Consider the following 15,783-nt stretch of genomic DNA (forward strand, 5'->3'; position numbering starts at 1 on the left):
CCTTCTCAGTAAAACCTTAACCTGTGATCTTATTCATCAGCGATACTTGCAGGTGGCCAATTCTCAAGGCGCATGCCCAGAGATAAACCACGCGACGCCAGTACGTCTTTAATCTCAGTAAGAGATTTCTTACCAAGGTTAGGCGTCTTAAGTAATTCAACTTCAGTACGCTGTACCAGATCACCGATGTAGTGGATTGCTTCTGCCTTCAGACAGTTAGCAGAGCGGACAGTCAATTCAAGATCGTCAACTGGGCGCAGCAGGATCGGATCGAACTCTGGCTTCTCTTCTTTAACTTCAGGCTGACGAACATCACGTAAGTCAACAAAAGCTTCAAGCTGTTCAGCCAGGATAGTCGCTGCACGGCGAATCGATTCTTCTGGATCGATAGTACCGTTAGTCTCCATCTCGATTACCAGCTTATCCAAGTCGGTACGTTGTTCAACACGCGCTGCTTCCACAGTATAAGCGATTCGCTCAACTGGGCTATAACACGCATCTACTAGTAAACGACCGATAGGGCGCTCATCTTCTTCCGAATGAATTCGGGCAGAAGCCGGCACATAACCACGACCACGCTGAACTTTGATACGCATATTAATAGATGCGTTTTCGTCTGTAAGGTGGCAGATAACGTGCTGCGGCTTGACGATTTCGACATCACCGTCATGGATGATATCGGCTGCAATAACAGGGCCAATGCCAGATTTGCTCAAAGTAAGAATTACTTCATCTTTACCATGAACTTTTACCGCCAACCCCTTAAGGTTGAGCAGTATTTCTAGGATATCTTCCTGAACACCTTCTTTGGTGCTGTACTCATGCAGTACACCATCAATCTCAACCTCTGTTACCGCACAACCCGGCATAGACGAAAGCAGAATACGGCGCAGTGCGTTACCTAGAGTGTGGCCGAAGCCTCGCTCTAATGGCTCAAGGGTCACCTTGGCGTGCGTCGAACTCACTTGCTCGATATCAACCAGGCGCGGTTTTAGAAACTCTGTCACAGAACCCTGCATTGTGTCCTCTCTTTGGTGCTAAGCCTTACTTGGAGTAAAGCTCGACGATCAGGTGCTCGTTAATGTCCGCAGACAAGTCAGTACGTTCAGGAATACGTTTGAACACACCTTCCATCTTAGCAGCATCAACTTCCAGCCATGTTGGCTTTTCACGCTGTTCAGCCAGCTCTAAAGCAGCCTTAATACGAGACTGTTTTTTCGATTTTTCACGAACGCTGACTACGTCATTCGGGGAAACCTGATAAGAAGCAATATTAACCACGCGACCATTTACCATGATTGCTTTGTGGCTAACCATCTGACGTGCTTCTGCGCGAGTTGCGCCAAAGCCCATACGATAAACAACGTTATCCAGACGACCTTCTAACAGAGTAAGTAAGTTCTCACCTGTGTTGCCTTTCAGACGTGTTGCTTCTTTGTAGTAGTTACGGAATTGACGCTCTAGAACACCGTAAATACGACGTACTTTTTGTTTTTCACGTAACTGAACACCGTAATCAGACAGACGCGGTTTACGTGCGCCGTGCTGACCTGGTGCTTGTTCCAGTTTACACTTGGTGTCAATCGCCCGAACGCCAGATTTCAGAAATAAATCTGTACCTTCGCGACGGCTCAGCTTGAGCTTAGGACCCAAATATCTTGCCATTTTCTTTCTCCAACTATCCTAAAAACGAAACCGTTATTAAACGCGACGTTTTTTCGGTGGACGACAACCGTTATGAGGAATCGGAGTCACATCAGTAATATTAGTGATGCGGAAACCAGCCGCGTTTAATGCACGGATAGTTGACTCACGACCAGGACCAGGTCCTTTTACCATAACTTCCAAGTTCTTAATTCCGTACTCTTTAACAGCTTCAGCGCAACGTTCTGCTGCAACCTGAGCCGCAAACGGAGTAGATTTACGAGAACCACGGAAACCGGAACCACCGGCAGTAGCCCAACCCAACGCGTTACCTTGACGGTCTGTAATAGTAACGATTGTGTTGTTGAAAGAAGCATGGATATGAGCCACACCGTCAGAGACTTGTTTTCTTACACGCTTACGTGCACGAATAGGTGCTTTTGCCATTGTTCAAATACCCCGATTATTTCTTGATCGGCTTACGCGGACCCTTACGGGTACGTGCGTTAGTCTTAGTACGCTGACCGCGAACTGGTAGACCACGACGATGACGTAAACCACGGTAAGTACCAAGATCCATCAGACGTTTGATGCTCAGGGTAACTTCACGACGTAGATCACCTTCTACAACGTATTTGGCAACTTCGTCACGCAGCTTGTCGATTTGCTCTTCAGACAGCTCACTGATCTTAACATTTTCAGCAATACCCGTTGCTTCACAGATAGCCTGTGAACGAGTTTTACCAATGCCGTAAATCGATGTTAAAGCGATTACGGTATGTTTATGATCAGGAATGTTAATGCCTGCTATACGGGCCACTATGCACTCCTAAATTAACTTTATACAGTACTATTCTGAAAAGCCCGTTTTCAGGATACTCAAACAATACTGTATGATTATAAATGATTGGGCTGGCTAATTTAGCCAGCTCAACCGAACTTTGCAAGAAAAAAATGCAATAATTTAGCCTTGACGCTGTTTATGCTTAGGGTCAACACTGCAAATTACACGCACGTGGCCGTGACGTCTAACGATTTTGCAGTTACGGCACATTTTCTTGACGGAAGCACGAACTTTCATTTTTACTCTCCGTAACTTCTAAAACAAACCCATCTTATCGGTAATTAGCCTTTAAGGTTTGCTTTTTTCAATGCAGACTCATACTGACTTGACATCAGGAGAGTTTGCACTTGAGCCATAAAATCCATGATGACCACAACCACGATTAAGAGGGAAGTACCACCAAAATAGAAAGGTACTTTCATTGCGTCACGCATGAACTCCGGGATGAGACAGATAAAGGTAATGTACAGAGCACCGATTAAGGTTAAACGTGTCATCACTTTATCTATATATTTAGCCGTCTGCTCTCCCGGGCGAATTCCTGGTACAAATGCACCGGACTTCTTCAGGTTATCTGCCGTTTCTCTTGGGTTGAAAACCAACGCCGTATAGAAGAAACAGAAGAAGATGATTGCAGCAGCGTATAGTAACACATAAATAGGTTGACCAGGCTGTAAATTTAAAGAAATTGTCGTCAGCCAACCCCATCCTGTACCATCGCCAAACCAAGAGGTTATTGTACCAGGAAACAGAATAATACTTGAAGCAAAAATTGCCGGTATTACACCCGCCATATTTACCTTAAGTGGTAGATGTGTACTTTGTGCCGCGTATATTCTACGCCCTTGTTGACGTTTTGCATAGTTAACAACGATACGACGTTGTCCTCTTTCTACAAAAACAACAAAGAAAGTTACCGCGAACACCAATACTGCAACCAACAATAACAGGAGGAAGTGCAGTTCGCCTTGCCGCGCCTGCTCGATGGTTTGACCAATGGCAGGTGGAAGACCTGCAACGATACCTGCAAAGATAATGATTGAGATACCGTTACCAATACCACGTTCAGTGATTTGCTCACCTAACCACATCAGGAACATTGTCCCTGTGACTAAGCTCACAACAGCCGTAATATAGAATGGTAAGCCTGGATTAATAACCAGACCTTGCATTCCTGGCATATTCGGTAAGCCTGTTGCGATACCAATAGATTGGAATATCGCCAGCACCAAAGTACCATAACGGGTATATTGGCTGATCTTACGACGACCGGCCTCCCCTTCCTTCTTAATCTCCGCTAACCGAGGGTTAACCACTGATAATAGTTGGATAATAATCGATGCCGAAATATAAGGCATGATACCCAGCGCAAAGATAGAAGCACGGCTAAGAGCACCACCAGAGAACATGTTAAACATTTCAATGATGGTGCCTTTTTGCTGATCGAGCAATTTGGCAAGCACAGTGGCATCAATACCAGGGATAGGAATAAAAGAGCCAATCCTAAAGACAATTAGTGCACCAAGAACAAACAGTAATCTGCGTTTTAGTTCACCTATACCACCTTTAGCACTCTGAAAATCTAACCCTGGTTGTTTAGCCATCTGTCACTTATTCCTCAATTTTACCGCCAGCTGATTCGATTGCTGCACGGGCACCTTTGGTAACACGCAGACCACGAATAGTCACTGCACGGTTAACCTCGCCAGACAGAATTAATTTTGCAAATTCAATCTGTGGGCCAACAACGTTTGCGGCTTTCAGTGCATTCAGATCGATTACATCGCCTTCAACATAAGCCAAATCAGACAGACGGATTTCCGCAGTCACGAATGATTTACGTGAAGTAAAACCAAATTTTGGTAAACGACGGTATAAAGGCATCTGACCACCTTCAAAACCACGACGTACGCCACCGCCAGAACGAGATTTCTGACCTTTGTGACCACGGCCGCCAGTTTTACCTAGGCCAGAACCGATACCACGACCTACACGTTTAGGCGCATGCTTGGCACCTTCAGCCGGAGACAGAGTATTTAAACGCATCTCTTACTCCTCAACTTTAACCATATAGGAAACCAAGTTGATCATACCGCGAACTGCTGGTGTATCTTCGCGTTCTACAGTGTGACCGATGCGACGCAGACCTAAACCAGCCATAGTTGCCTTATGTTTAGGCAGACGGCCGATTAAACTGCGTGTTTGAGTAATTTTAATAGTCTTAGCCATGGTCATTACCCCAGAATTTCTTCAACGGATTTACCACGCTTAGCTGCGACCATTTCTGGAGACTTCATGCTATCTAAAGCGTCCAGTGTTGCACGAACGACGTTAATCGGATTCGTGGAACCATAGGTTTTAGCCAGTACGTTACGAACGCCAGCCACTTCTAGAACTGCACGCATTGCACCACCTGCGATGATACCAGTACCTTCATGAGCAGGCTGCATAAATACGCGAGAACCTGTATGAGTACCTTTAATAGGGTGGAACAGAGTACCGTTGTTTAAAGCGACGGTTTTCATATTGCGACGGGCTTTTTCCATCGCTTTCTGGATTGCTGCCGGAACTTCGCGAGCTTTGCCATATCCAAAACCAACGCGGCCATTACCATCACCAACTACTGTAAGAGCGGTGAAGCTAAAGATACGACCACCTTTAACGGTTTTCGATACGCGGTTTACCGCGATCAGCTTTTCCTGCAGTTCGCCAGCTTGTTTCTCGATGTGAGCCATCTTACACTCCTACCTTAGAACTGAAGGCCAGCTTCACGGGCAGCATCTGCCAGTGCCTGGACTCGACCATGATATTGGAAACCGGAACGGTCAAATGATACTGATTTGATACCTTTTTCCAGAGCGCGTTCAGCAACAATTTTACCAACTACTGCTGCTGCTTCTTTGTTTCCAGTGTTTTTCAGTTGCTCAATGATAGCTTTTTCTGTAGTAGAAGCGGCCACCAAAGTTTCAGAACCGTTTGGTGCAATAACCTGCGCATAAATATGGCGAGGGGTACGATGTACCACCAGGCGAGTCGCACCCAGTTCCTGGAGCTTACGGCGTGCGCGGGTCGCACGACGGATACGAGCTGCTTTCTTATCCATAGTGTTACCTTACTTCTTCTTAGCCTCTTTGATACGCACAACTTCGTCGGCGTAACGAATACCTTTACCTTTATAAGGTTCAGGGCGACGGTAAGCACGCAGTTCAGCTGCTACTTGACCAATCACTTGCTTATCCGCACCTTTCAGTAGGATTTCAGTTTGTGTTGGACATTCAGCAGTGATGCCTGCTGGCAGTTGGTGTTCCACTGGATGTGAATAACCTACTGATAAGTTAACTGTGTTGCCCTTAACAGACGCACGATAACCTACACCTACCAGTTGCAGTTTCTTAGTGAAGCCTTCGGTAACACCTACAACCATTGCATTTAGCAGTGAACGAGTAGTACCCGCTTGTGCCCATGCATCAGCATAACCATCGCGTGGTGCGAAAGTTAGTTGGTTGTCAGCATGTTGAATTTCAACTGCATTATGGATAGTACGAGTAAGCTCGCCGTTTTTACCCTTAATCGTAATTACCTGACCGTTGAGTTTAACCTCTACGCCGGCAGGAATGACGACGGGTGCTTTTGCCACACGAGACATTCTTTCCTCCCGAATTAAGCTACGTAGCAGATAATCTCGCCACCAAGACCTGCTTGGCGAGCTGCACGATCAGTCATAACACCTTTTGAGGTAGAAACAACAGCGATGCCCAGTCCTGCCATAACTTGTGGCAGCTCATCTTTTCTTTTATAGATGCGCAGACTTGGACGGCTTACGCGCTGAATGCTTTCTACTACAGCCTTACCTTGGAAATATTTTAAAGTGATTTCCAGTTCTGGCTTAGTGTCGCCTTCAATTTTAAAATCTTCGATATAACCTTCTTCCTTAAGCACGTTGGCAATCGCCACTTTCAGCTTGGAGGAAGGCATTGTGACCGCAACTTTATTCGCGGCCTGACCGTTACGGATACGGGTCAGCATATCCGCGATGGGATCTTGCATGCTCATCTGTCTTTACTCCCGTGATTCAATTAGGGTGATTACCAGCTAGCCTTTCTAAGGCCCGGGATTTCACCGCGCATAGCGGCTTCACGGACTTTAATACGGCTTAGGCCAAATTTCCGCAGGAAACCGTGCGGACGTCCAGTTTGACGGCAGCGGTTACGCTGACGTGAAGGACTTGAATCACGTGGCAGTGTTTGCAGTTTCAGAACAGCATTCCAACGATCTTCATCAGATACGTTTACATCTGAAACGATAGCTTTCAGTTCTGCGCGTTTTGCGAAGAATTTCTCAGCTAAATTCGCACGTTTTACATCACGTGCTTTCATAGATTTCTTAGCCATGAATGCCCTGCCTTACTTGCGGAACGGGAAGTTAAACGCTGCTAACAATGCGCGACCTTCATCATCAGATTTCGCAGTCGTAGTAATGGTAATATCCAAACCACGAACACGATCCACTTTATCGTAATCGATTTCAGGGAAGATGATTTGTTCACGCACGCCCATGCTGTAGTTACCACGTCCATCGAATGATTTAGCGGACAAACCACGGAAGTCACGGATACGTGGTACAGCAATAGAGATCAGACGTTCAAAGAACTCCCACATGCGTTCGCCACGCAGGGTCACTTTACAGCCGATCGGATAGCCCTGGCGGATTTTGAAGCCTGCAACAGATTTGCGTGCTTTGGTGATCAGAGGTTTTTGACCTGAGATTGCTGCTAAATCAGCTGCTGCATTATCCAGCAGTTTTTTATCAGCAATTGCTTCACCAACACCCATGTTCAGGGTGATCTTCTCGACCCGAGGGACTTGCATGACAGAATGGTAACCAAACTGAGACATCAGTTTTTGGACTACCTCGTCTTTGTAGTAATCATGCAGTTTCGCCATCGTATACTCCAAATTACTTGATAGTTTCTTTATTAGATTTGAAGAAACGAACTTTTTTGCCGTCTTCGAATCTAAAACCTACACGGTCAGCCTTGCCGGTTGCCGCATTGAAGATTGCAACGTTAGAAACTTGAATTGCAGCTTCTTTTTCAACGATGCCACCTGGTTGGTTCAGAGCCGGTACTGGCTTCTGATGTTTTTTAACCAGATTGATACCTTCAACGATAACTTTACCAGAAGAAAGAACCTGTTTTACTTTACCGCGCTTACCTTTATCTTTACCAGTTAGCACGATAACTTCGTCTTCACGACGGATTTTCGCTGCCATTGCCTGCTCCTTAGAGTACTTCAGGTGCCAGAGAGATTATTTTCATAAACTTCTCGTTACGAAGTTCACGAGTAACCGGCCCAAAAATACGCGTACCAATAACTTGCTCGCTGTTGTTGTTTAACAATACACAAGCGTTGCTATCGAAGCGAATGACAGAACCGTCAGGGCGACGAACACCCTTCTTGGTGCGCACCACTACCGCTTTCAGTACATCACCTTTCTTAACTTTACCACGTGGAATTGCTTCTTTAATGGTAATTTTGATGATGTCACCTACATCTGCGTAGCGACGGTGCGAGCCACCTAGAACCTTGATACACATTACGCGACGTGCACCGGAGTTGTCGGCCACGTTCAGCATAGTCTGTTCTTGGATCATTTTAGTGCTCCGCTAAATGTCAACTACTACTGAGCCACTTCCACATTAGAAGAGGCCGTTCAATATCCCATAATACGAGGGAGCGGCATTATAACACCACATTCTCGATATGGACAGAAAAAATAAACGGCTCGTTCAGTTTTGAGCCGTTTATTTCGTACGAAAAGGCTATTTTATTACAGAACAGCTTTTTCTACAACGCGAACTAACGCCCAAGACTTAGTCTTAGAGATAGGACGTGTTTGACGAATTTCTACTACGTCACCCATGCCACATTCGTTGTTCTCGTCATGTACATGCAGTTTAGTCGTACGACGGATGAATTTACCATATAATGGATGTTTCACCATACGATCGATAGCAACAACAACAGATTTTTCCATTTTGTCACTTACCACACGACCTTGCAGAGTACGGATTTTATCGGTCATTACGCACCCGCCTTCTCAGTCAGTAAAGTCTTAACGCGTGCGATATTACGACGCACTTGTTTCAACAGATGAGACTGTTGTAACTGACCACTTGCTGCCTGCATACGCAGATTGAACTGCTCACGCAGTAAGTTCAGCAATTCAGTGTTCAGCTCTTCAACGCTCTTTTCGCGCAGCTCTTTTGCTTTCATTACATCACCGTCTTAGTTACAAAGGTGGTTTTGATAGGCAGTTTTGCTGCCGCTAGCTGAAATGCTTCACGGGCCACTTCTTCAGGCACACCATCCATTTCATATAGGACTTTACCTGGCTGGATCAAGGCAACCCAATACTCCACGTTACCTTTACCTTTACCCATACGGACTTCGAGCGGCTTTTCAGTGATTGGTTTGTCTGGGAACACACGGATCCAGATTTTACCCTGACGCTTAACTGCACGGGTCATTGCACGACGTGCCGCTTCGATCTGACGTGCAGTCAGACGACCACGGCCCACAGCTTTAAGACCGTAAGTCCCGAAGCTTACATCCGTACCTATAGCTAAGCCACGGTTGCGGCCTTTATGCACTTTACGGAATTTTGTACGCTTAGGTTGTAACATCAGCGACTCTCCTTACTTGCGGCCTTTACGCTGCTGCTTTTTAGGTTGAGCGGCTGGTTTTTCCGCCTGTTCAACCGCAGCCATACCACCCAGGATCTCACCTTTGAAGATCCATACCTTAACGCCGAGCACACCATAAGTAGTATGTGCTTCTGAGGTATTGTAGTCGATATCTGCACGCAGAGTGTGCAGAGGTACACGACCTTCACGATACCATTCAGTACGAGCGATTTCAGCGCCGCCTAAACGACCACTTACTTCCACTTTAATACCTTTAGCGCCTAAACGCATTGCGTTCTGTACCGCACGCTTCATAGCACGACGGAACATAACACGACGTTCCAGCTGTGAAGTGATGCTGTCAGCAACTAATTTTGCGTCCAGTTCAGGTTTACGTACTTCGGCGATATTAATTTGCGCAGGAACGCCAGCGATATCCGCTACGTTTTTACGCAGTTTTTCTACATCTTCACCTTTTTTACCGATAACGATACCTGGGCGAGCAGTGTGAATAGTCACACGGATGCTTTTCGCAGGACGTTCGATAACGATACGAGATACAGATGCTTTTGCCAGTTCTTTAGTTAAGTACTGGCGCACTTTAAAATCGCTGTCTAGGTTGTCAGCGAATTCATTGGTACCCGCATACCATGTGGAATTCCAAGGCTTGACAATGCCAAGGCGGATACCATTAGGATGTACTTTTTGACCCATTGCTAGTCTCCAGAGTCTCAGCGATCGGACACAACCACAGTGATGTGGCTGGTGCGCTTCAGAATACGATCTGCACGGCCTTTTGCACGAGGCATAATGCGCTTCATAGAAGGACCTTCGTCAACAAAGATCTTAGCTACTTTCAGATCATCAATGTCAGCGCCATCGTTGTGTTCTGCATTAGCAATAGCAGACTCGAGTACTTTCTTCACTAAACCAGCAGCTTTCTTGTTGGTATAGGTCAGAGTTTCCAGAGCTTGCGACACTTTCTTACCGCGAATCAGGTCTGCCACCAGGCGAACCTTCTGAGCAGAAGAACGAGCGTGGCGATGTATAGCGATAGTTTCCATCTCTTCCTCCTACCTTATTTCTTCTTAGCCTTTTTATCGGCTGCATGACCGCGATAAGTACGGGTCGGCGCGAATTCACCCAGTTTGTGACCAACCATTTCGTCGGAAACGTAAACTGGAACATGCTGACGACCATTATGGACAGCGATGGTCAAACCGATCATGTTAGGAAAGATCGTTGAACGACGGGACCAAGTCTTAACAGGCTTTTTGTCACCGCTTTCCACCGCTTTCTCTACCTTCTTCAGCAAGTGCAGGTCAATAAAAGGACCTTTCTTGAGAGAACGTGGCATGGCTTATCCTCTAATTATTTCTTAGTACGACGATGAACGATAAAGTGTTCAGTGCGTTTGTTTTTACGAGTCTTCTTACCTTTGGTTTGAACGCCCCAAGGTGTTACTGGGTGTTTACCAAAGTTACGACCTTCACCACCACCGTGTGGGTGGTCTACTGGGTTCATCGCAGTACCGCGAACGGTAGGACGAATACCACGCCAGCGACTTGCACCAGCTTTACCCAGAACGCGTAACATGTGCTCAGAGTTACCTACTTCACCGATAGTTGCACGGCAATCAGAAGGGATCTTACGCATTTCACCAGAACGCAGACGAATAGTGACATAAGCACCATCACGCGCAACGATTTGAACGTAAGTACCAGCTGAACGAGCTAACTGACCACCTTTACCTGGTTTCATTTCTACGTTATGAACAGTAGAACCAACCGGGATATTACGCATTGGTAAGGTGTTACCCGTTTTGATAGCAGCATCAACGCCAGATTGAACTTTATCACCCGCTTTCAGGCCTTTTGGAGCCAGGATGTAGCGGCGTTCACCATCAGCATACAGCACTAAAGCGATGTTAGCTGAACGGTTTGGATCATATTCCAGACGTTCTACTGTCGCAGGGATACCATCTTTGTTGCGTTTAAAGTCAACAATACGGTAAGCCTGTTTGTGACCACCACCGATATGACGGGTAGTGATACGACCATTGTTGTTACGACCACCGGATTTGCTGTTCTTTTCCAGCAATGGCGCATAAGGTTTCCCTTTATGCAGCTCTGGGTTTACCACTTTAACTACGTGGCGACGGCCCGGAGACGTAGGTTTACATTTAACAATTGCCATTGTTCTTTACTCCTCCGACTTACTCAGCGCCGCCGACGAAGTCCAGATTCTGGCCTTCCTTCAGGGTGACGTAAGCTTTTTTCCAGTCGCTACGACGACCAATACGCTGACCGTGACGTTTCACTTTGCCTTTCATCAGCAGAGTGTTAACACTTTCAACTTCGACTTCAAACAGTTTTTGTACAGCTGCTTTAATCTCTGCTTTGGTCGCGTCTTTAGCAACTTTGAGAACGATGGTGTTTGATTTTTCCATCGCGATAGAAGCTTTTTCAGATACATGCGGCGCGCGCAGTACTTTCAGCAGACGTTCTTCACGGATCATGCCAGCATCTCCTCAACTTGCTTCACAGCGTCAGCAGTCATGACGACTTTGTCGAAGGCGATTAAGCTAACTGGATCGATTGTTGCTGCATCACGAACGTCTACTTTGTATAAGTTACGTGCTGCTAAATACAGATTCTCATCAACTTCTGCTGTGACAATCAGTACATCTTCCAGAGCCATATCTTTCAGTTTCTGTGCTAAAAGCTTAGTTTTAGGCGCTTCAACAGAGAACTTCTCTACGACGATCAGACGATCTTGACGTACCAGTTCTGACAGAATGCTCTTCAGAGCACCGCGGTACATCTTTTTGTTTACTTTTTGACTGTGGTCCTGTGGTTTAGCTGCGAAGCTAACACCACCAGAGCGCCAAATTGGGCTCTTGATTGAACCTGAACGTGCACGACCTGTACCTTTCTGGCGCCATGGCTTTTTGCCTGAACCAGAAACTTCAGCACGAGTTTTCTGAGCACGAGTACCTTGACGAGCACCAGCAGCGTATGCAACGACTACTTGATGCACAAGCGCTTCGTTAAAGTCACGCCCGAAGGTAGTTTCGGAAACAGTCAGCGCGCCTTGCGCGTCTTTCATTACCAATTCCATTCCTATCTCCTCGACGTTACGCCTTGACAGCTGGTTTAACGATCAGGTCACTGCCAGTTGCACCTGGGACAGCACCTTTGACCAGCAGCAGGTTGCGCTCAGCGTCAACACGTACTACTTCCAGGCTCTGAACGGTAACTTGTTCGTTACCCAGTTGACCTGCCATTTTCTTGCCTTTAAATACACGACCCGGAGTCTGGTTCTGACCGATAGAACCCGGAACGCGGTGAGACAAGGAGTTACCGTGGGTAGCATCTTGAGTACGGAAGTTCCAGCGCTTTACAGTACCAGCAAAACCTTTACCTTTAGATGTTCCAGTAACGTCGACTTTTTTAACGTCAGCGAAAATTTCTACACTAATGCTTTGACCTACAGTGTATTCTTCGCCTTCGTTCAGACGGAATTCACGCAGTAAGCGGCCAGCTTCAACGCCAGCTTTAGCAAAATGACCTGCTTCAGGTTTCAGTACACGGTTCGCTTTTTTGCTACCTGTAGTCACCTGAATTGCACGATAACCGTCTTTCTCTAGATCTTTGACCTGAGTAACACGGTTGTTTTCAATTTCGATAACGGTTACAGGGATTGAAACGCCATCTTCAGTGAAGATACGAGTCATTCCTACTTTTTTACCGACTAAACCAATCATTGTTTCAACCTCTCAATCGCTTGATGACCTGATTAACCTAGGCTGATCTGCACGTCTACGCCGGCAGCCAGATCCAGACGCATCAGAGCATCAACGGTTTTCTCGGTTGGCTCAACGATGTCAACCAGACGTTTGTGAGTGCGAATTTCATACTGATCACGCGCATCTTTATTAACGTGCGGAGAAATCAACACTGTGAAACGCTCTTTGCGAGTCGGCAGTGGGATTGGACCACGAACTTGCGCACCTGTGCGCTTAGCAGTCTCTACGATTTCCGCAGTTGATTGATCAATCAGACGATGATCAAAAGCTTTCAGGCGGATACGGATTCTTTGGTTCTGCATGAGACCAGAGCTCCAACTATTTTTTATAAACGTAAATGATTACTACTCGTACCCATTTCGATTGATGAGAGAGTGTAATCGTTCTGCATATAACTCCCCAATCGGGAGTATTATATTAATGCAATAAAAAAATCTGCATTAGCTGATAAATCAGCCCCACTAAATCAGTGAGCCTGCGCATTATACTTGCCTGAGAGATGAAATCAAGCCAAGAATAAAAAAACAGCGATAAAAATTATCTAGCCACAGCAAATTGAACTTAAAAAATAAAAAACAAAGGCAACAATAGCGTTACCTTTGTTTTTATAAATTCGATAGATAGCAATAAAGAAAGATTAATACTTCTTTTTTGCTAAAAGATGAAATCACTCTTCAATCATTTGCGCTTGAAGATAGTTTTGTAGTCCGATACGTTCAATAAGCTCCAGTTGGGTTTCAATCCAATCGATATGCCCTTCTTCATCCGTTAAGATTTCTAGCATCAGATCTCTGCTCACATAATCATGAATTGAATCAGCATAAGCGATAGCTTCACGTAAGTCTTTTGCTCCCCCTAGTTCGAGTTCAAGATCTGAACGCAACATCTCTTCAACATCTTCACCGATATTGAGTTTTCCTAAATCTTGTAAGTTAGGGATACCTTCTAAAAATAAAATACGCTCAATATATTTATCAGCATGCTTCATTTCATCAATAGACTCATGGTATTCCATCGCATTAAGGCGAGTAAATCCCCAATTTTTAAACATACGGGCATGCAAGAAATACTGATTAATTGCAACAAGTTCACCACCTAATAATTTATTAAGGTGGGCTATCATTTTTTTATCACCTTTCATTTTTATGCTCCTTTGCTTCCAGTCTTTTTAGTGTAGACCTTTTATACAAAGTAGAGAGAAAGGAATATTAAAAACTGTTATGCAACTTCAGAAATTTGAGGATAAAGGAGGTGTTGTTCATCATCTATAAGTTGACGAGCTTGACGTATACATTTACCACAACAACTGCCTACAGGTAGGATTTGACGCAATTGATTGATTGTTCGAATTTGATGTTTATGAACAGTAGAGATAATTTTTTTATCACTCACACCATGACACAGACAGACATACATAATAACGACCTCATTAACTACCTATCAAGATAGTAAATGATAATCATTGTTATTTCAATTTCTATTTATCGTACAGATCTATCTAAGTGTGCTGATGATAATAAAAAATGAATAATGGCAATAAGCTAGTTATCGTTAATAGAGGCATAAACTAAAAAAGGGCATCATCAGATGCCCTTTTCAAAAATAATAAAGCTAGGAATTAACCTAATACTTTAGCAACAACACCCGCACCTACTGTACGGCCACCTTCACGGATTGCGAAGCGTAAACCTTCGTCCATTGCGATTGGGTGGATCAGTTCAACGATCATGTTCACGTTGTCGCCTGGCATTACCATTTCTACGCCTTCTGGTAATTCGATAGTACCAGTTACGTCAGTTGTACGGAAGTAGAACTGTGGACGGTAGCCTTTGAAGAATGGAGTGTGACGACCACCTTCATCTTTGCTCAGAATATAAACTTCTGATTCAAATTTGTTGTGTGGGTTGATTGAACCTGGTTTCGCCAGTACTTGTCCACGTTCGATTTCTTCACGTTTTGTACCACGCAGCAGAACACCTACGTTCTCACCTGCACGACCTTCGTCAAGTAATTTACGGAACATTTCAACGCCAGTACAAGTTGTTTTTGCGGTTTCTTTGATACCAACAATCTCAACTTCATCACCTACTTTGATGATACCACGCTCTACACGACCAGTAACTACTGTACCACGACCTGAGATTGAGAATACATCTTCGATTGGTAACAGGAATGGTTTGTCAATTGCACGCTCTGGCTCTGGGATATAAGTATCCAGTGCTTCTGCTAATTCAACAATTTTTGCTTCCCACTCTGCTTCGCCTTCCAGTGCTTTCAGCGCTGAACCACGGATTACTGGAGTGTCATCGCCTGGGAAATCGTATTGAGACAGAAGTTCACGAACTTCCATTTCAACTAATTCTAACAGCTCTTCATCATCTACCATGTCACATTTGTTCAGGAATACGATGATGTAAGGAACACCAACCTGACGACCTAACAGGATGTGCTCACGAGTTTGTGGCATTGGACCATCAGTTGCTGCTACTACCAGAATAGCTCCGTCCATTTGCGCAGCACCAGTGATCATGTTTTTAACATAGTCGGCGTGGCCTGGGCAGTCTACGTGTGCGTAGTGGCGAGTTGGAGTATCGTATTCTACGTGTGAAGTAGAGATGGTGATACCACGCGCTTTTTCTTCTGGCGCATTATCGATTTGGTCGAATGCACGAGCAGCACCACCGTAAGTTTTAGCTAAAACTGTAGTGATTGCAGCAGTCAGAGTTGTTTTACCGTGGTCAACGTGGCCGATAGTACCAACGTTAACGTGCGGTTTTGAACGTTCAAATTTTTCTTTAGACA

At 45.2% G+C, this 15,783-nt stretch carries 30 protein-coding genes; all 30 read right to left on the bottom strand.

Annotated elements, in window-relative coordinates:
• Positions 1-29: 29 nt before the first annotated feature.
• The gene (locus AACU98_RS03235; RefSeq protein WP_004246941.1) at positions 30-1,019 is read right to left on the bottom strand and encodes a DNA-directed RNA polymerase subunit alpha; all 990 of its coding nucleotides are present in this window, start codon (positions 1,017-1,019) and stop codon (positions 30-32) included.
• Positions 1,020-1,044: 25 nt separating this feature from the next.
• On the bottom strand, positions 1,045-1,665 hold the full coding sequence (gene rpsD / locus AACU98_RS03240; protein ID WP_004246942.1) for a 30S ribosomal protein S4: 621 nt from the start codon (positions 1,663-1,665) through the stop codon (positions 1,045-1,047).
• Between the two features lie 36 nt (positions 1,666-1,701).
• Positions 1,702-2,091 carry a 30S ribosomal protein S11 gene (gene rpsK / locus AACU98_RS03245; RefSeq protein WP_002919257.1) on the bottom strand — a complete coding sequence of 130 codons (390 nt, stop codon included), beginning with the start codon at positions 2,089-2,091 and terminating at the stop codon, positions 1,702-1,704.
• A gap of 16 nt (positions 2,092-2,107) precedes the next feature.
• Positions 2,108-2,464, bottom strand: a complete 357-nt coding sequence (rpsM, locus tag AACU98_RS03250; protein WP_004249689.1) for a 30S ribosomal protein S13 — start codon at positions 2,462-2,464, stop codon at positions 2,108-2,110.
• Between the two features lie 144 nt (positions 2,465-2,608).
• Positions 2,609-2,725, bottom strand: a complete 117-nt coding sequence (gene rpmJ / locus AACU98_RS03255) for a 50S ribosomal protein L36 (RefSeq protein WP_012368691.1) — start codon at positions 2,723-2,725, stop codon at positions 2,609-2,611.
• Positions 2,726-2,769: 44 nt separating this feature from the next.
• Complete coding sequence (gene secY / locus AACU98_RS03260; RefSeq protein WP_004246943.1) at positions 2,770-4,092, bottom strand: preprotein translocase subunit SecY; 1,323 nt, start codon at positions 4,090-4,092, stop codon at positions 2,770-2,772.
• Positions 4,093-4,099: 7 nt separating this feature from the next.
• Positions 4,100-4,534, bottom strand: coding sequence for a 50S ribosomal protein L15 (gene rplO, locus AACU98_RS03265; protein WP_004246944.1), 435 nt, complete (start codon positions 4,532-4,534; stop codon positions 4,100-4,102).
• A 3-nt stretch (positions 4,535-4,537) separates the two neighbouring features.
• A complete protein-coding gene (gene rpmD, locus AACU98_RS03270; protein WP_012368690.1) occupies positions 4,538-4,717 on the bottom strand; it encodes a 50S ribosomal protein L30 in 180 nt (59 codons plus the stop codon).
• A gap of 5 nt (positions 4,718-4,722) precedes the next feature.
• A complete protein-coding gene (rpsE, locus tag AACU98_RS03275) occupies positions 4,723-5,223 on the bottom strand; it encodes a 30S ribosomal protein S5 (RefSeq protein WP_004246946.1) in 501 nt (166 codons plus the stop codon).
• Between the two features lie 14 nt (positions 5,224-5,237).
• A complete protein-coding gene (rplR, locus tag AACU98_RS03280) occupies positions 5,238-5,591 on the bottom strand; it encodes a 50S ribosomal protein L18 (protein WP_004246947.1) in 354 nt (117 codons plus the stop codon).
• A 9-nt stretch (positions 5,592-5,600) separates the two neighbouring features.
• Positions 5,601-6,134, bottom strand: a complete 534-nt coding sequence (gene rplF / locus AACU98_RS03285; RefSeq protein ID WP_004246948.1) for a 50S ribosomal protein L6 — start codon at positions 6,132-6,134, stop codon at positions 5,601-5,603.
• Between the two features lie 14 nt (positions 6,135-6,148).
• The gene (gene rpsH / locus AACU98_RS03290; RefSeq protein WP_004246950.1) at positions 6,149-6,541 is read right to left on the bottom strand and encodes a 30S ribosomal protein S8; all 393 of its coding nucleotides are present in this window, start codon (positions 6,539-6,541) and stop codon (positions 6,149-6,151) included.
• A 32-nt stretch (positions 6,542-6,573) separates the two neighbouring features.
• Positions 6,574-6,879: a 30S ribosomal protein S14 gene (rpsN, locus tag AACU98_RS03295; protein WP_004246951.1), complete on the bottom strand. Its 306-nt coding sequence runs from the start codon at positions 6,877-6,879 to the stop codon at positions 6,574-6,576.
• 12 nt (positions 6,880-6,891) lie between these two features.
• Complete coding sequence (rplE, locus tag AACU98_RS03300) at positions 6,892-7,431, bottom strand: 50S ribosomal protein L5 (RefSeq protein ID WP_004246952.1); 540 nt, start codon at positions 7,429-7,431, stop codon at positions 6,892-6,894.
• A 13-nt stretch (positions 7,432-7,444) separates the two neighbouring features.
• The gene (gene rplX, locus AACU98_RS03305) at positions 7,445-7,759 is read right to left on the bottom strand and encodes a 50S ribosomal protein L24 (RefSeq protein WP_004246953.1); all 315 of its coding nucleotides are present in this window, start codon (positions 7,757-7,759) and stop codon (positions 7,445-7,447) included.
• A gap of 10 nt (positions 7,760-7,769) precedes the next feature.
• A complete protein-coding gene (rplN, locus tag AACU98_RS03310) occupies positions 7,770-8,141 on the bottom strand; it encodes a 50S ribosomal protein L14 (protein ID WP_004246955.1) in 372 nt (123 codons plus the stop codon).
• A 176-nt stretch (positions 8,142-8,317) separates the two neighbouring features.
• Positions 8,318-8,572, bottom strand: a complete 255-nt coding sequence (gene rpsQ / locus AACU98_RS03315; RefSeq protein WP_004246956.1) for a 30S ribosomal protein S17 — start codon at positions 8,570-8,572, stop codon at positions 8,318-8,320.
• Positions 8,572-8,763, bottom strand: coding sequence for a 50S ribosomal protein L29 (gene rpmC / locus AACU98_RS03320; protein ID WP_004238624.1), 192 nt, complete (start codon positions 8,761-8,763; stop codon positions 8,572-8,574). The genes rpsQ and rpmC overlap by 1 nt, the downstream gene beginning before the upstream one ends.
• Positions 8,763-9,173 carry a 50S ribosomal protein L16 gene (gene rplP / locus AACU98_RS03325; protein WP_004246957.1) on the bottom strand — a complete coding sequence of 137 codons (411 nt, stop codon included), beginning with the start codon at positions 9,171-9,173 and terminating at the stop codon, positions 8,763-8,765. The genes rpmC and rplP overlap by 1 nt, the downstream gene beginning before the upstream one ends.
• Before the next feature lie 12 nt (positions 9,174-9,185).
• Positions 9,186-9,887 (bottom strand): 30S ribosomal protein S3, encoded by a 702-nt coding sequence (gene rpsC / locus AACU98_RS03330; RefSeq protein ID WP_004246958.1) that lies wholly within the window; start codon positions 9,885-9,887, stop codon positions 9,186-9,188.
• 17 nt (positions 9,888-9,904) lie between these two features.
• Positions 9,905-10,237 (bottom strand): 50S ribosomal protein L22, encoded by a 333-nt coding sequence (gene rplV / locus AACU98_RS03335; protein ID WP_004246959.1) that lies wholly within the window; start codon positions 10,235-10,237, stop codon positions 9,905-9,907.
• A gap of 14 nt (positions 10,238-10,251) precedes the next feature.
• Entirely contained in the window at positions 10,252-10,530 is a 279-nt protein-coding gene (gene rpsS, locus AACU98_RS03340) for a 30S ribosomal protein S19 (RefSeq protein WP_004246960.1), read from the bottom strand.
• Positions 10,531-10,544: 14 nt separating this feature from the next.
• Positions 10,545-11,369 carry a 50S ribosomal protein L2 gene (rplB, locus tag AACU98_RS03345; protein WP_004246961.1) on the bottom strand — a complete coding sequence of 275 codons (825 nt, stop codon included), beginning with the start codon at positions 11,367-11,369 and terminating at the stop codon, positions 10,545-10,547.
• Between the two features lie 19 nt (positions 11,370-11,388).
• Complete coding sequence (gene rplW, locus AACU98_RS03350) at positions 11,389-11,691, bottom strand: 50S ribosomal protein L23 (RefSeq protein WP_004246962.1); 303 nt, start codon at positions 11,689-11,691, stop codon at positions 11,389-11,391.
• Complete coding sequence (gene rplD, locus AACU98_RS03355) at positions 11,688-12,293, bottom strand: 50S ribosomal protein L4 (RefSeq protein ID WP_004246964.1); 606 nt, start codon at positions 12,291-12,293, stop codon at positions 11,688-11,690. Before rplD ends, rplW begins: the two co-directional genes overlap by 4 nt.
• Before the next feature lie 16 nt (positions 12,294-12,309).
• The gene (gene rplC, locus AACU98_RS03360) at positions 12,310-12,939 is read right to left on the bottom strand and encodes a 50S ribosomal protein L3 (protein ID WP_004246966.1); all 630 of its coding nucleotides are present in this window, start codon (positions 12,937-12,939) and stop codon (positions 12,310-12,312) included.
• Between the two features lie 32 nt (positions 12,940-12,971).
• Positions 12,972-13,283 carry a 30S ribosomal protein S10 gene (rpsJ, locus tag AACU98_RS03365; protein WP_001181005.1) on the bottom strand — a complete coding sequence of 104 codons (312 nt, stop codon included), beginning with the start codon at positions 13,281-13,283 and terminating at the stop codon, positions 12,972-12,974.
• 365 nt (positions 13,284-13,648) lie between these two features.
• Positions 13,649-14,122, bottom strand: a complete 474-nt coding sequence (gene bfr / locus AACU98_RS03370) for a bacterioferritin (protein ID WP_004246967.1) — start codon at positions 14,120-14,122, stop codon at positions 13,649-13,651.
• A 77-nt stretch (positions 14,123-14,199) separates the two neighbouring features.
• Positions 14,200-14,397 (bottom strand): bacterioferritin-associated ferredoxin, encoded by a 198-nt coding sequence (gene bfd / locus AACU98_RS03375; protein WP_004246968.1) that lies wholly within the window; start codon positions 14,395-14,397, stop codon positions 14,200-14,202.
• Between the two features lie 202 nt (positions 14,398-14,599).
• The coding region (gene tuf, locus AACU98_RS03380) for an elongation factor Tu (RefSeq protein WP_049199863.1) at positions 14,600-15,783 on the bottom strand (1,184 nt) is incomplete at its 5' end.

This window comes from Proteus sp. G4380, from assembly GCF_963885725.1.
GTDB lineage: Bacteria > Pseudomonadota > Gammaproteobacteria > Enterobacterales > Enterobacteriaceae > Proteus > Proteus mirabilis.

What these genes read in the sequence shown, in the direction of transcription:
- AACU98_RS03235 (WP_004246941.1), bottom strand. Translation starts at nt 1,019, where the DNA reads ATGCAGGGTTCTGTGACAGAGTTTCTAAAACCGCGCCTGGTTGATATC.
- rpsD (WP_004246942.1), bottom strand. Translation starts at nt 1,665, where the DNA reads ATGGCAAGATATTTGGGTCCTAAGCTCAAGCTGAGCCGTCGCGAAGGT.
- rpsK (WP_002919257.1), bottom strand. Translation starts at nt 2,091, where the DNA reads ATGGCAAAAGCACCTATTCGTGCACGTAAGCGTGTAAGAAAACAAGTC.
- rpmJ (WP_012368691.1), bottom strand. Translation starts at nt 2,725, where the DNA reads ATGAAAGTTCGTGCTTCCGTCAAGAAAATGTGCCGTAACTGCAAAATC.
- secY (WP_004246943.1), bottom strand. Translation starts at nt 4,092, where the DNA reads ATGGCTAAACAACCAGGGTTAGATTTTCAGAGTGCTAAAGGTGGTATA.
- rplO (WP_004246944.1), bottom strand. Translation starts at nt 4,534, where the DNA reads ATGCGTTTAAATACTCTGTCTCCGGCTGAAGGTGCCAAGCATGCGCCT.
- rpmD (WP_012368690.1), bottom strand. Translation starts at nt 4,717, where the DNA reads ATGGCTAAGACTATTAAAATTACTCAAACACGCAGTTTAATCGGCCGT.
- rpsE (WP_004246946.1), bottom strand. Translation starts at nt 5,223, where the DNA reads ATGGCTCACATCGAGAAACAAGCTGGCGAACTGCAGGAAAAGCTGATC.
- rplR (WP_004246947.1), bottom strand. Translation starts at nt 5,591, where the DNA reads ATGGATAAGAAAGCAGCTCGTATCCGTCGTGCGACCCGCGCACGCCGT.
- rplF (WP_004246948.1), bottom strand. Translation starts at nt 6,134, where the DNA reads ATGTCTCGTGTGGCAAAAGCACCCGTCGTCATTCCTGCCGGCGTAGAG.
- rpsH (WP_004246950.1), bottom strand. Translation starts at nt 6,541, where the DNA reads ATGAGCATGCAAGATCCCATCGCGGATATGCTGACCCGTATCCGTAAC.
- rpsN (WP_004246951.1), bottom strand. Translation starts at nt 6,879, where the DNA reads ATGGCTAAGAAATCTATGAAAGCACGTGATGTAAAACGTGCGAATTTA.
- rplE (WP_004246952.1), bottom strand. Translation starts at nt 7,431, where the DNA reads ATGGCGAAACTGCATGATTACTACAAAGACGAGGTAGTCCAAAAACTG.
- rplX (WP_004246953.1), bottom strand. Translation starts at nt 7,759, where the DNA reads ATGGCAGCGAAAATCCGTCGTGAAGACGAAGTTATCGTGCTAACTGGT.
- rplN (WP_004246955.1), bottom strand. Translation starts at nt 8,141, where the DNA reads ATGATCCAAGAACAGACTATGCTGAACGTGGCCGACAACTCCGGTGCA.
- rpsQ (WP_004246956.1), bottom strand. Translation starts at nt 8,572, where the DNA reads ATGACCGATAAAATCCGTACTCTGCAAGGTCGTGTGGTAAGTGACAAA.
- rpmC (WP_004238624.1), bottom strand. Translation starts at nt 8,763, where the DNA reads ATGAAAGCAAAAGAGCTGCGCGAAAAGAGCGTTGAAGAGCTGAACACT.
- rplP (WP_004246957.1), bottom strand. Translation starts at nt 9,173, where the DNA reads ATGTTACAACCTAAGCGTACAAAATTCCGTAAAGTGCATAAAGGCCGC.
- rpsC (WP_004246958.1), bottom strand. Translation starts at nt 9,887, where the DNA reads ATGGGTCAAAAAGTACATCCTAATGGTATCCGCCTTGGCATTGTCAAG.
- rplV (WP_004246959.1), bottom strand. Translation starts at nt 10,237, where the DNA reads ATGGAAACTATCGCTATACATCGCCACGCTCGTTCTTCTGCTCAGAAG.
- rpsS (WP_004246960.1), bottom strand. Translation starts at nt 10,530, where the DNA reads ATGCCACGTTCTCTCAAGAAAGGTCCTTTTATTGACCTGCACTTGCTG.
- rplB (WP_004246961.1), bottom strand. Translation starts at nt 11,369, where the DNA reads ATGGCAATTGTTAAATGTAAACCTACGTCTCCGGGCCGTCGCCACGTA.
- rplW (WP_004246962.1), bottom strand. Translation starts at nt 11,691, where the DNA reads ATGATCCGTGAAGAACGTCTGCTGAAAGTACTGCGCGCGCCGCATGTA.
- rplD (WP_004246964.1), bottom strand. Translation starts at nt 12,293, where the DNA reads ATGGAATTGGTAATGAAAGACGCGCAAGGCGCGCTGACTGTTTCCGAA.
- rplC (WP_004246966.1), bottom strand. Translation starts at nt 12,939, where the DNA reads ATGATTGGTTTAGTCGGTAAAAAAGTAGGAATGACTCGTATCTTCACT.
- rpsJ (WP_001181005.1), bottom strand. Translation starts at nt 13,283, where the DNA reads ATGCAGAACCAAAGAATCCGTATCCGCCTGAAAGCTTTTGATCATCGT.
- bfr (WP_004246967.1), bottom strand. Translation starts at nt 14,122, where the DNA reads ATGAAAGGTGATAAAAAAATGATAGCCCACCTTAATAAATTATTAGGT.
- bfd (WP_004246968.1), bottom strand. Translation starts at nt 14,397, where the DNA reads ATGTATGTCTGTCTGTGTCATGGTGTGAGTGATAAAAAAATTATCTCT.